This is a genomic window from Micromonospora sp. NPDC049089 (assembly GCF_040648775.1).
Taxonomy (GTDB): Bacteria; Actinomycetota; Actinomycetes; order Mycobacteriales; family Micromonosporaceae; genus Micromonospora.
In genome coordinates, this window is sequence record NZ_JBEZEH010000059.1 from 18,902 (window position 1) to 31,971 (window position 13,070).

At 72.3% G+C, this 13,070-nt stretch carries 10 protein-coding genes; 8 read left to right on the forward strand and 2 right to left on the reverse strand.

What is annotated here, in order from left to right; translation table 11 throughout:
* Positions 1 to 15: 15 nt before the first annotated feature.
* On the forward strand, positions 16 to 525 hold the full coding sequence (locus tag AB0B48_RS12985; protein WP_357200098.1) for a GNAT family N-acetyltransferase: 510 nt from the start codon (positions 16 to 18) through the stop codon (positions 523 to 525).
* Between the two features lie 101 nt (positions 526 to 626).
* On the opposite strand, the gene AB0B48_RS12990 is transcribed toward AB0B48_RS12985, so the two are convergent.
* The gene (locus AB0B48_RS12990) at positions 627 to 2,363 is read right to left on the reverse strand and encodes a hypothetical protein (RefSeq protein ID WP_357200101.1); all 1,737 of its coding nucleotides are present in this window, start codon (positions 2,361 to 2,363) and stop codon (positions 627 to 629) included.
* 366 nt (positions 2,364 to 2,729) lie between these two features.
* Here AB0B48_RS12990 and pseB point away from each other — a divergent pair, with 366 nt between their 5' ends.
* Genes pseB through AB0B48_RS13025 form a run of 7 tightly spaced genes read left to right on the forward strand, consistent with a single transcriptional unit; the run spans position 2,730 to position 10,082 of the window.
* The gene (gene pseB, locus AB0B48_RS12995) at positions 2,730 to 3,713 is read left to right on the forward strand and encodes a UDP-N-acetylglucosamine 4,6-dehydratase (inverting) (protein ID WP_357200104.1); all 984 of its coding nucleotides are present in this window, start codon (positions 2,730 to 2,732) and stop codon (positions 3,711 to 3,713) included.
* A complete protein-coding gene (locus AB0B48_RS13000; RefSeq protein ID WP_357200107.1) occupies positions 3,710 to 4,867 on the forward strand; it encodes an aminotransferase class I/II-fold pyridoxal phosphate-dependent enzyme in 1,158 nt (385 codons plus the stop codon). Before pseB ends, AB0B48_RS13000 begins: the two co-directional genes overlap by 4 nt.
* Positions 4,868 to 4,877: 10 nt before the next feature.
* Positions 4,878 to 5,726 carry a hypothetical protein gene (locus AB0B48_RS13005; protein WP_357200110.1) on the forward strand — a complete coding sequence of 283 codons (849 nt, stop codon included), beginning with the start codon at positions 4,878 to 4,880 and terminating at the stop codon, positions 5,724 to 5,726.
* Positions 5,716 to 7,542, forward strand: a complete 1,827-nt coding sequence (locus tag AB0B48_RS13010) for a class I SAM-dependent methyltransferase (protein ID WP_357200113.1) — start codon at positions 5,716 to 5,718, stop codon at positions 7,540 to 7,542. Before AB0B48_RS13005 ends, AB0B48_RS13010 begins: the two co-directional genes overlap by 11 nt.
* A gap of 41 nt (positions 7,543 to 7,583) precedes the next feature.
* The gene (locus AB0B48_RS13015) at positions 7,584 to 8,312 is read left to right on the forward strand and encodes a glycosyltransferase family protein (protein ID WP_357200122.1); all 729 of its coding nucleotides are present in this window, start codon (positions 7,584 to 7,586) and stop codon (positions 8,310 to 8,312) included.
* Positions 8,309 to 9,412 carry a spore coat protein gene (locus AB0B48_RS13020; protein WP_357200125.1) on the forward strand — a complete coding sequence of 368 codons (1,104 nt, stop codon included), beginning with the start codon at positions 8,309 to 8,311 and terminating at the stop codon, positions 9,410 to 9,412. The genes AB0B48_RS13015 and AB0B48_RS13020 overlap by 4 nt, the downstream gene beginning before the upstream one ends.
* A 34-nt stretch (positions 9,413 to 9,446) precedes the next feature.
* Entirely contained in the window at positions 9,447 to 10,082 is a 636-nt protein-coding gene (locus AB0B48_RS13025; protein ID WP_357200116.1) for an alpha-ketoglutarate-dependent dioxygenase AlkB, read from the forward strand.
* Between the two features lie 12 nt (positions 10,083 to 10,094).
* Here the strand turns inward: AB0B48_RS13025 and AB0B48_RS13030 are convergent, their stop codons facing one another.
* Entirely contained in the window at positions 10,095 to 12,908 is a 2,814-nt protein-coding gene (locus tag AB0B48_RS13030) for a BTAD domain-containing putative transcriptional regulator (RefSeq protein WP_357200119.1), read from the reverse strand.
* Positions 12,909 to 13,070 lie beyond the last annotated feature (162 nt).

The window sequence follows — 13,070 nt, forward strand, 5'->3', positions numbered from 1 at the left end:
GAAAGCGAGACGCACGTGCTGCGCGAAGCGACGGCGGACGACGTTCATCTGATGTTGTCCTGGCGTAATCAGGAAACCAACCGACAGGTCAGCAAGACCAGCCACGAGATCACCGCCCCCGAGCATGCCCGCTGGTGGTCGGCGGTCCGCGACGACCCGTCCCGGCGGGTGCTGGTGTACGTCCGCGACGACCGGCCCTGCGGTGTGGTCACCTTCTCCCACCTGCGGTTGGACGGCCCGCGGACCGGCGCGTGGGGCTTCTATCTCGACGCCGACGGCCTGGACGCCAGGGGCGAGACGCTGCCGGCCTGGCTGGGGGTCATGCGGGAGGCCGTCGAGTACGCCTTCGACGGGCTGCACCTGGATCGACTCGACGGCGAGGTCCTCGGCCACAATACCGTCGTACGACAGATGAACCGACGTTTCCGATTCGTCGAGGGCACACCGCGACAGGAGCTGTCCGACGGCCGGGAAATTACCGTCGTCCCGATTTCCCTCGCTCGGGCGGACCGCCGCCAGCGCTGATGGGCGGACCATTTTCCGAAATGGACGGGAACCATTAACCGACAGTGCTCCCGGTGGACATCCGCCGTTCACGAATAGCGGTGTCCACCGGGCGCGGTGGGTCAGACGCGCCGCCAGGCGGCCCAGTGCTGCGCCGGGTTACCGCCGAGTCGCACGAAGCCGTAGGCCGCCCCTTCCCAGTCGTCGGGCTGCCCGGGTGCCCAGCGGGCGAACACGACCTGCGCCGCTGCCGGCGGCTGCTTGTCGCCGAACCACCGGACGTCGGTCCAGGTCACCTGGTGGCTGAGGTTGAACCGCAGGACGTAGTGCACGCCGGTCGAGGCCCACACCCGCTCGCCGGGGCGTACGCCGACGTCGGCCACCCGGGGCGTCGGGGCGGTGCTCTCGGCGGCCGGTCGGACGATCCGTTGGTCGATCACCTGCATCGTGACGAGGTTGACCACCACGAGGGCGCCGAGGATCGGCAGCCGCAGGCGGGGCACCCGGGCCGCGGCGACGAGCAGCACACAGCCGGCGATGCCGACGAGCGACCCGACCACCGGTCGCAACTCCCGCCAGCCAGCGGTCAACGCCACCAGGTCCGGCGCGCTGAAACCGCCGTAGCGCAGCTGGTGGCCCTGGCTGGCCACGTACGCGAGTCGGGCCGCGATCAGCGCGCCGCCACCGACCAGCAACGCCACCGCGACCGCCATCCGGCGCAGCACCACCCGCCAGCCGGCGGTGAACAGCACCCCCACGCCGACCAGCAGCCAGAACGGCGCGAGCATCTGCACGTACCGGCCGTAGATCGCGTCCAGCGGCTTGCCGGTGATGCCGGACAGGATCACCGACGCGCCGCCGGCCACCCCGACGGTCACCACCAGTGCCACGCCCATCGTCCAGCGGGCCGCGTCGCCGTGCCGCGGACGCCACAGCTCGCGGACTGCCCCGGCCCAGGCCACCCCGGCCAGTCCGAACGTGATCACCACGAGGTACCAGAGCTGGGTGGTGACCGCGGCGCTCACCCGGACCACGCCCTGGGCGGAGGCGATCGCGTCGAGCGTGCTGCCGCCGGGAGTGCTGCCGAGCAGGTAGACCTTGCCGCCGAGGTAGCGGATGGCGGCCTCGTTGACGAGCGCCATGGCGAGCACCGGCAGCAGCGCCGCGAGCACGACGGGCGGGCTGATCCGGCGGCGGACGAACAGCAGCAGGACCAGCCCGGCGTGCACGGCCACGATCACCAGGCCGCGGGAGTGCAGCAGGTGGAACCCGCCGACGAGCAGGCCCACCGTGGCGGCGGCGAAAGGGCCGGGCCGGGTGATCCAGCGGTGCACGGCGAGCAGCCAGGCGACCACGAGCGGCGCCATCACCGCGTCGATCATGGCGACGCCCGCGTAGAAGGCGGCGGCCGGCAGGGTCGCCGCCGCGACCGCGCCGAGCAGCGCGTACGAGCGGCGCAGCTGAAACAGACGACGACCGAACAGGTACGCCAGCGGCAGCAGCGTCGAGTTCACCATCGCGTTGATCAGCTGGACGAGCCGGTAGCTGTCGGTGAAGTCCCGGTCCCCGAGGAACGCCGGCGAGATCAGCATCGGGTAGCCGACCCGGCGCAGCAGGTCGTTCTCGCTGCTGAAGCCCCCCGGACCGCCGGCCAACGCGCGGGCGGTGTTCAGGTAGCTGTCCTCGTCGGTGTGCGCGATGGGCAGCACGATGTGCCGGGACCACCACATGCGCCAGGCCACGCTGAGCACCCAACCGACGACCAGCAGCAGCGGCACCAGCCACCGTCGGGCGGGCGGGCCGCTCGGCGTCCCGGCCGCCACCACCGGCCGTTCGATCACGTCACTACCGGGTGCCATGAACGCCTCCAGAATTGCCGGCCGTACCGGCCCCGCGCGGATTCGACGTGCCCACCGCCCGGCGTCGGAGACGCTCGGGGTGGCCCGCTCGCACCGAGCCGGTGTGGATGTCGGGTGAACGCCTGACCCCGGCTGCGCGCCGGGCCGCCGGGTCGTTCGCGCGGTCACTGTAACGGCCCGATCCGGCCAGGTCAGCCCACATCCGGGGCGGTCGGAAGTGTTCGCCTGCGCGGTGTTCGGCATTCACGGGAGCAGAGGTTGTGGTTCACCCGCGAGCGCCGGGAAGTTAACCCGCCATGGCTAGCGTGTCACCCCGGTCGGCCGGCCCACTGCCGCTCGTTCATCCACGAACACGGGAGCACCACATTGAGTGAGTTGAATGGATCGTCCATTCTGATCACCGGGGGAACTGGTTCCTTCGGCAGGACGTTCCTCCGGCACATCCTCAACGAGGCCGACCCCGCCCGCGTGGTGGTGTTCTCCCGCGACGAGCTCAAGCAGTACGAGCTGCGCCAGCAGCTCGGCGACGACCCGCGGCTGCGCTGGTTCATCGGCGACATCCGGGACCGGCACCGCCTCACCCGGGCCATGCACGGCGTCGACCACGTGGTGCACGCCGCCGCGCTGAAGCAGGTGGACACCGCGGAGTACAACCCCTCGGAGTACATCGCCACCAACATCACCGGCTCGCAGCACGTCGTCGACGCGGCGATCGAGGCCGGCGTCAAGAAGGTCATCGCGCTCTCCACCGACAAGGCGTCCAGCCCGATCAACCTGTACGGCGCGACGAAGCTGGTCGGCGACAAGCTGTTCGTCTCGGCCAACCACTACGCCGCCCAGCACCCCACCCGGTTCTCGGTGGTGCGCTACGGCAACGTGGTGGGCAGCCGCGGCTCGGTGGTCCCGCTGTTCCGCCGGCTGGCCGCCGAGGGCAAGAGCCTGCCGATCACCGACAAGCGGATGACCCGCTTCTGGATCACTCTGGACCAGGCCGTGCAGTTCGTCATGGACTCGTTCGACCAGATGCAGGGCGGCGAGCTGTTCGTACCGCGCATCCCGAGCATGCGCATCCTCGACCTGGTCGAGGCCGTCGCCCCGGACGCCACCACCCACGAGATCGGGATCCGGCCGGGCGAGAAGCTGCACGAGGAGATGATCGCGCCCGACGACAGCCGGCGGACCCTGCGCGCCGACGGCCGGTTCATCGTCCAACCGACCATCGCCACGTGGGGCTACCAGGCGCCGATCGACTGCGACCCGGTGCCGGACGGCTTCGCCTACCAGTCGGACACCAACGACGAGTGGCTCAGCGTCGAGCAGTTGCGCGACATGCTCGGCATCAACGGATGACGGGGATGCTCCCGTACGGCCGGCAGTCGATCAGCGAGGACGACGTCGCCGCCGTCGCCGACGTGCTGCGCGGCGACTGGCTCACCACCGGTCCGCAGGTCGACGCCTTCGAGGCCGACCTCGCCCGGTGGACCGGCGGAGTCGGCGTCGCCGCCGTCTCCAACGGCACCGCGGCGCTGCACGTGGCGTACGCGGCGGCCGGGGTGGGGCCGGGCGACGAGGTGGTCGTCCCGCCGATGACGTTCGTGGCGACCGCCAGCAGCGCGGTCGCCCTCGGCGCGAAGATCGTGTTCGCCGACGTCGACGACGAGACGTTCTGCCTCGACCCGGCGGCGGCCGCCGCCGCGGTCACCTCGCACACGAAGGTCGTCGCCGCCGTCGACTACGCCGGACACCCCGCCGACTACGACGCGCTGCGCACGTCGATCGGGGGCAGCGACGCGCTGCTGCTCGCCGACGCGGCGCACTCCATCGGCGGTACGTACCACGGTCGGCCGGTCGGTTCGCTCGCCGACCTCACCACGTTCTCGTTCTTTCCCACGAAGAACCTGACCACCGCCGAGGGTGGCGCCGTCGCGGCACTGGACCCGGAGATCCTGAAGCGGGCCCGCCGGTTCCGTGGCGTCGGCGTGGTCCGCGACCGCGACGACCTGCGGTTCCCGGACGAGGGCGGCTGGCACCAGGAGGTGCACGAGTTCGGGCTGAACTACCGGCTGCCGGACGTGCTCTGCGCCCTGGGCCGCAGCCAACTACGTCGGCTCGGCGAGTTCACGGCCCGCCGCAGCGCCCTGGTCGCCCGCTACGACAAGGCGCTGGCCGACCTGGACGGCGTGCTGCCGCCAAGCCGCAGGTCGTGGGCCGACCCGGCCTGGCACCTCTACCCGATCCGGGTGCTCGACGGACGTCGCCGCGAGGTGTACGACCGGATGCGCGCCGCCGGCATCGGCGTCCAGGTCAACTACATCCCGGTGCACTGGCACCCGGCCTTCGCCGACCTGGGCTACCGGCGCGGATCCTGCCCGGTGGCCGAGTCGTTCTACTCCCAGCAGCTGTCGCTGCCGCTGTACCCGGGGCTCAGCGACGCCGACCAGGACCGCGTCATCGACGCGCTGACCGCCGCGGTGCGCGGCGGCCCGGTGCGTCTCGCCGTCTGATGGGAACCTGATGCACCACGCCAACCACTTCTACGGCCACGCGCACGTGCTGGCCCGCTACGCCGGCCTCGGCGACCGGCACCCACCCCGGATCAACGGGTACGTGCAGCACGGCTGGAACATCGGTGACGGCCTGGCCCCCGGCCACCCGTACGCCGAACGCACCCCCAGCCTGCTCTGGTCGGAGCAGACCCGCCGCCGGGCCTGGTCGGTGGGGCGACGCAACGTGGTGGTCATCGGCGCGCCGTTCACTTACCTGTTGGCGATGCGACCCGAGGAACCACCGGCCGAGGAGCGGGAGGGCACGATCTGGTACCCGTTCCACGGCTGGGAGGGTCAACACGTCAAGGGCGACCACCGCAAACTGATCGCCCTCATCCAGGACACCGAGCCCGGCCCGGTCACGGTCTGCCTGTACTGGCACGAGTACCGGATGCGCAACGTACGCCGGCTCTACGAGCGCGCCGGGTTCCGGGTGATCTGCCACGGCTACCGGGGACACTGGTGGAAGGACACCGATCCGGAGTTCCTCGACCGACAGCTCACCGAACTGCGCCGTCACCGCCGGGTAGCATCCAACCGGCTGACCAGCGCGATCTTCTACGGCATCGCGGCCGGATGCGAACCGGCGGTCTACGGCGACCCGATGATCCTGTCCAACGAGGACCCCACCTTCGGCGGCACCGCTCGGATCCGACGGCAGTGGCCGCAGCTGCACGGCACCACTGTCGACCTGCCCACCGCCGTCGAGATCGCCCGCGCCGAGCTGGGCACCGACCACCGATGCACGCCCGCCGAGCTTCGCGAGCTGCTCGGTTGGGCGAACCTCCAGGATGAAGAGGAAGACAGTGACGACTGAAACGGCACCCGCGGACCGGATCACCCTGCCGGGCGGCGAGATGCTGGCCTGGTCGGACCTGCCGCAGGAACGGTTGGCCAACGGTGGGCCGCTCGCCGCGCTGGCCGCGCTGCTGGTGCCGCCCGGCGCCCGGGTCCTGGTGGCCGGTCCACACGACCCGGCACTGCTCGACCAGCTCACCCACGCCGAGGTCACCTGCCTGCTGCGCAGCCACCCGGACGCGGTGGCGCTGGCGGACCGGGCCGCCCGCGTGGTGGTGGGTGGCCCGGCCGGGCTACCCGACGACGAGACGTACGACGTGGTGATCGCGGCTGCCGGGCTGGACCCGGTGGAGTCGGTGGAGGGCACCCGCCTCGGCTGGGACGCCGTGCTGGCACGACTCGTCGCCGCGGTCCGGCCGGGCGGCGCCCTGCTGCTGCGCCTGGACAACCCGCTGGGCCTGCACCGGCTCGTCGACACCAGCCCCTGGTACGCCCGCCGCGACGACTCCGCCTGGACCATCGGCGGCGTGCTGGACCGCGCCCACCCGGCCAACCGGGACCAACTGCGCGAGCGGCTCGGCGCGGCGGGGCTGCGGCCGGCCGCGTGCTGGGCCGCGTACCCCGATGTCAGCACCCCGACGGCGCTGCTGGACGCCGACCACCTCGACCGGGACGCGGGCTCCGGCCTGTTCGACGCGGTGCTGCACGGCGCCTGCGCCGGGGGTTTCACCAGCGCCACAGTGCTTCAGGACCCGGCCCGGCTCGCGGTGGACGCCCTGCACGCCGGGCGTGCCGCCGACCTCGCACCGGGCTGGCTGACCCTCGCCCACCGGCCCGCCGAACCCACGGACCCGGCCACCCCGGTCGTCGAGGCGGACCTGCCGGTGGCTCTCGTGCAGACCGGTCGCCCCGGCATCGGCGTGCTGGAGGTGCTGCACGGCCCGTCCGGTTGGCGCTGGGGGCTCATCCCGGCCACCGACGCGACGACGCCGGCCGCCGCGCCGTTCGCCAGCCGCGAGGCCGCCTACCGCGACGCCGACGCGTTGTCCGGACCGGTGCCGTCCGGCCGGCTGCTGCGTACCCTGCTGCTCGACGCCTCGCTGCGCCGCGACCTGGCCACCCTGCGTGCGCTGCTGCACGGGTACGCGGGCTGGCTCGCCGGCCAGGCCGATGCCGACGGCCGGATCGCCGGAGCGGCGGCGCTGGCCGGCACCGACAACGTGGTGGTCGACGGCGAGCGGTACGCGGTGCTCGACCCCAGCTGGCGGGCCACCGCCGCGTTGCCCGCCGACGTGGTGCTCGCCCGCGGGCTGTGGCGCTTCGCCGCGGGCCTGCTCACCGGCGGGTACGCCCACCCATGGTCGTCCACTCTCGACGTCGCGGGCCTGACCGTGGTGCTCGGCGGACTCGCCGGCCACGACCTCGACCGCGCGACAGTCAGCGAGGCGATCGAGGCCGAGGCGGCCATCGCCGCCGCGCTGCACGGGCTGGACGCCGACGGCACTGTCGGCCTCGCCACCGAACTGCACGCCGTCACGCCAACCGACCCGCCGGTCGGCGGGCACAGCTACCAGCAGCTACGCGAGGCGTGGCTGCGCCAGCGCGAGGAACTCACCCGGTTGGCGGCGCTGACCGCGTGGACCGAGGAACTGCTCACCTCGCGGGAACGGGCGCTGCGCCGGGCCGAGACGACGATCAGCCTGCTCAGCGGGTCGCTCAGCTACCGGGTGGGCCGGCTCGCCATCACCCCGGCCCGGCTGGCCAAACGGGGTGCCCGCGCCGCCAAACGCCGGGCCACCGCGGTGCTCGCCCCCAAGCAGGAGGAGCAGCAGTGACCGGCGTACCGGTGCCCGAGGCCTCCACGGACGACGCGGGGCTGCGGATCGTCGGCATCGTGCAGGCTCGGATGGGTTCGTCACGGCTGCCCGGCAAGGTGCTCCGCCCACTCGCCGGACGCTCGGTGCTGGGCCGGGTCGTACGCGCCGCCCGGGACAGCGGCGTCCTGGCCGACCTGGTCGTTGCCACCAGCACCGACGCGGTCGACGACGCGGTGGCCGCCGAGTGCGCGCGCCTCGACGTGCCGTGCCACCGCGGGCCGGTCGACGACGTGCTCGACCGCTTCGTGGGCGCCCTCGCGGCGCACCCGGGAGACGCCGTCATGCGGTTCACCGCCGACTGCCCCCTGCTCGACCCGGAGATCATCACAGTGGTCGCATCGGTGTACCGGGCGGTCCCCGGGCTGGACTACGCCAGCACGTCCATCGCCCGGACCCTGCCCCGAGGGCTCGACGTCGAGATCATCCGAGCGGAGACGCTGCGCACCCTGGGCCGGCTCGCCACCGACCACCACCGGGTGCACGTCACCTCGTACGCGTACACCCATCCGGAGCTGTTCCGGGTGCTCGGGGTGACGCTCACCCCGGACCGCTCCGCGCTGCGGCTCACCCTCGACACCGAGCAGGACTGGACGCTGGTCAGCGCGATCATCGACCACTTCGGTGACGTCAGCGTGCCGCTGGCCAAGCTCGCCGACTGGCTCGACGGCCAGCCCCGGCTGCGCGCGCTCAACGCCGACGTACGACAGAAGCACCTGGAGGAATCCTGAGCACCCTGAGGGTCGGGTTGCGCTGTGACGCCGGGCCACGGCGCGGCGTCGGCCACCTCGTCCGCTGCCTGGCGCTCGCCGAGGAGTTCCTCGCCCGGGGCGCCGACGTCACAGTGTTCGGCACCGTCGAACGGCTCGACTGGGCAACCGCGGAGCTGGCCGCGCGGGGCATCCCGCTACTTCCCGGCCCGGAGTCGGCGGCCGACCTGGTCGAGGCGGCCCGCCGACACCACCTGGACGTGCTGGTCCTCGACTCGTACGAACTGGACCCGGCCGGAGCCGGCGCCGTGCGCGCCGCAGGCGTCCACACCCTCGCCATCATCGACGGCGACAGCCGGGGCCAGGTCGCGGACCTCTACCTCGACCAGAACTTCGGGGCGGAGCTGCCCAGCTTGAGTTCCGGGGCGGACCTGCCCGAGCTGGGGTCCGCCGCGGCGCTGCCCGGCCGGCTGCTCGCCGGGAGCGGGTACGCCCTGCTGCGGGACACCGTGATCAGCGCCCGGCCGCCGGTCGCCCCGCCCGCCAGGGCGGTCAGCCGCCCCCGGGTGCTGGCCTTCTTCGGCGGCACCGACGCGGTCGGCGCAGCCCCGGTCCTGACCCGGGTGCTGGCGGCCACCGGTCACCCGATGGACCTCACGGTCATCGTCGGCCGACCCGAGATCGAGGCGGAGGTCGACGATGTCGCCCCCGGCCGGGGGCAGACCATCCGAGCGGTCCCGCCCACCACCTCGCTGCCGGCGCTGATCACCGAATCCGACCTGGTGGTGAGCGCCGCCGGCACGTCCACCTGGGAACTCTGCTGCCTCGGCGCACCCAGCGCACTGGTCTGCGTGGTCGACAACCAACGTGAGTCGTACACCCGGGTGGTTCGTCACGGCCTGGCCGCCGGCCTCGGCGAGCTGCCGGAACTGACCGCGAGCGGCGTCGCCGGACGAGCCGCCCGCGCGACGGCGGCGCGGACCCTGCACGGGCTGCTCAGCTCGCCGCAGCGGCGCGCGACGCTCGCCGCGCGCGCCTGGTCCACCGTTGACGGCCAAGGCCGGGCGCGGGTGGTGGACGCGGTGTTCGACGCCGTACGCGTCGACGCCAGACGCTACTAGCACGGGTGTACGAAAGTGCTGCTAGGGTGGCTGTATGACGCAGGCCGCCTACCAGCCGTCGATGCTCGACCTGGCCGACGCCGGGCCGACCCTGGGGCCACTGCCCGGCCAGATCCGCCGGCACCAGCTCAGCCGGGGTGCCTGGGTCGACCACCTCCCCGGTTGGGTGCGCGGCTCCGACACCGTCCTCGACACCCTGCTCACTGAGGTGCCCTGGCGTGCCGAACGGCGCACCATGTATGACGCCGAGGTCGACGTGCCCCGCCTGCTCTGCTGGTACGACGGGGCGAGGCAGCTCCCCCACCGCGTCCTCACCTCCGCACGGGCGGCACTCACCGAGCACTACGCGCCCGAGCTGGGCGAGCCCTTCGTCACCGCCGGCCTGTGCCTCTACCGGTCCGGGCGCGACAGCGTGGCCTGGCACGGCGACACCATCGGTCGCTCGGCGCACACCGACACCATCGTCGCGATCGTCTCCTTCGGGTCACCCCGACCGCTGCTCCTACGCCCACGCGGCGGCGGGGAGAGCCTGCGCTTCCCGGTGGGCCACGGCGACCTGATCGTCATGGGTGGCTCCTGCCAACGCACCTGGGAACACGCCATCCCCAAGACCACCCGCCCGGTGGGCCCCCGGGTGAGCGTCCAGTTCCGCCCCCACAACGTCGCCTGACCCCGCGGTGCACTAGGACGGCACCAGACGTTCAAGGCGGCTGCGGATTTCCTCGGCTGCGGGGTCGCCCACGTCCTCGTAGATCCGCGCGGCCAGCCGCCAAGCGGCAGAGGCCGCGTCGCGGTCGCCCATCCCTTCCCGGGTGTCCCCGAGCCGGATGAGGGTCTCCGCCTCGTGATACCGGTCCGCGGAGTCGCGAAAGAGTTCGATCGCCTGCTCGTAGCAGTTGGCCGCGCGGTCGCGTTCACCCAGGCGGTCGTAAGCGAAGCCGAGGCTGTCAAGCGTCGCAGCCTGACCATTGCGGTCGTCGGTCCGTCGTTGCTGGTCGAGGGCCTCGGTGCAGCTGGCGATGGCCTGGACGTAATCGCCTGTGCTGGCGAGCAGCCAACCGATCGCGTTGAGCGTCCGGGCTTCGCCCGCGTGATTGCCGACCAGCCGGTAGAGCCGCAGCGCCTCGCGACCGTGTGCGAGCGCCTCGTCGAGCCGGCCGTCCAGATAGCAGAGTTCGCAGTAGTTGTGCAGCGTCTGGGCCTGGCCGATCGGATCGCCGAGACGTTCGTGCAGCTCGAGCGCACGCTTGAGCCGGGACTCGGCCGTGGTGCGGTCGCCCAGTCGGGTCAGCGCGCGGGAGACCAGCCGGTTGGCGACGGCCTGACCGCTGAGGTCGTCGATCTTTTCCGCGGCACCCAACGCGACCTCTTGGATGGCGAGCTGGTCCTGCCAGAGACCGCGCGGCGCCACGAAGGTGGTAAGCGCCCAGGCGATCTGCCAGGCGTACGTCTCGAAGCCGTTCTCGGCGGCCTGTCGGACCACCCGGACCAGCACCCGATGCTCCGCCGTGAACCAGGCGAGCGCGCCGTCGTGATCGGTCACCGGCGACCTGGCGGGTACGGACAGTGGCGGCACCGGCTCGATCGGGGGCCACTGCGGCTGGAGCAGCCGGGCGGCCGGATAGGCGGCATGCAGGTAGTGGTCGTACAGGCGCCGTCGGGCCGCGACGTGTTCGTGGCCGCGCTCCGACGACTGTGCAAGCTCGGCCGCATAGGCGCGCAGAAGATCATGGAAGGCGAACCGGCCGGGCACGTGCTCAGCCAGCAGATGGAGCCGAGTCAGTTCCCGCAGGATCGGCGTGACCGCAGCAGCCGACACACCGGCGAGCGCCGCGGCCGCGGCGGTGGTCAGGTCCGGGCCCGGATGCAGCCCCAGCAGGGTGAACAGCCGGGCCGCGTCCGCCCCCAGGGCCAGGAACGACCACGAGAAGACGCGCCGGACGTCACCGTCGGCCAACGCGTCAAGCCTCGCCTCGGCCGAGTGCAGTTCGGCGGCGATCGCACCGAGCGGGAACGTGGGATGGGTCGCGACACGCGCCGCCACTATCGACAGTGCCAGCGGAAGCCGGCCTGCGGCCTCGATGATGTCGGCCACGGCCACCGACTCGGAGGCGAGCCGGCTGACCCCGAGACGTCTGGCGAGCAGGCTCCTCGACTCCTCCGCCGTGAGCACGTCCAGTGTCAGCGGAGTGGCACACTCGGCGGCGATCAGGCCGCCGAGACGATCACGGCTGGTGACCACAACCATGCAGCTGCCCGCACCGGGCAGCAGGGCGTGCACCTGGGCCGAGTCGCGAGCGTTGTCCAGCACCAGGAGCATCCGACGCGAAGCCAAAAGGCTGCGGTAGAGACCAGTCCGAGCCTCCGTGTCGGAGGGTATCCGGGCGTGCGGCACGCCGAGCGCTTCGAGGAAGCCGGACAGGGCGTCGGACGGGGACACCACGCCGGCTTCGTCGTAGCCGCGAAGGTTCACATAGAGCTGACCGTCCGGAAAGCGGTCGGCAACCCGGTGCGCCCAGTGCAACGCCAGGGCCGTCTTGCCGACTCCGGCCATGCCGGACACCACGGAGATGGCCACGCTCGTCGGCCCGTCAGCCCTGCCGTGCAGAAGCCCGTCGAGGCCTGCCAACTCGACGCTGCGTCCGACGAACTCCGGCACCGCACGCGGCAGTTGCTCGGGGCGCTGAATGAGCGGGCCCTCTGTCGTCTCCGGCGCCGGCCGGTCCGGCCCCGTTGACGGTTGCGCCAACAGGCTCGGGCGGTGATGCAGGATGTCGTCGTACAGCGTGACGAGCTCGGGCGCGGGATCGAGGCCGGTCTCCTCCGCGAGCCTCTGTCGGGCCTGCCGGAAAGCATCAAGTGCGCCGGCTACGTCTCCGATGCGGTACAGGCCCACCATCAGCTGGCCCCACGCCCGCTGCCGCAACGGATGCCGGTCGAGCAGGCCGCGCAACCGGTGCACGACGTCGGCCGACGCGCCGCGGGCCAGCATCGCCTCGGCGTAGTCCTCCTCGACGAGCAGCCGACGCTCCTCCAACTGCGCCACCCGCCGAGCCAGCGCCGAGCGCAGCGGCAGGTCAGACAGCGGAACACCACGCCACAGGCGCATTGCGGCGGAGAGTTCGCCCTCAGCCCGGTCCAGATCGGATGCGGCGAGCGCCTCGCGGCCCCGCGCCGCCGCGGCGTCGAACAGGTCCAGGTCCCGTTCGCCTGGGCCCACCCGCAGCAGGTAGCCGCCTGCCGCAGCGGTTATCCCATCCCAGGTCGCTCCACCACCCAGCGACCGCCGCAACCCGCGCACATAGGTGCGCAGATTCGCGGCCGCCGACGCCGGCTCGTCGTCGCCCCACAGCATCGCGGCCAACTCGTTGGCGCCGACGACCTCATTCGGGCGCAGCAGCAGGGTCGCCAGCAGGAGACGCTGCTTCACCGAGCCCAGTGGAACCGACCGGTCGTCGCGGTACACCCGGAACGGGCCAAGGAGTTCGAAACGCAACCAGGCACCTCACATGTGGGCACAGCCATGTACCGCAATGCGCACAACACCCGGACAACGCGGGCGAGTAATGATCTATGCGTTAGTTGTGCGGCGGGTGTACCGGCCCCACCGTACCTTCTCCACGGGGGGCCCCGGAGCGGTGAGGACGGTTCTACCGTC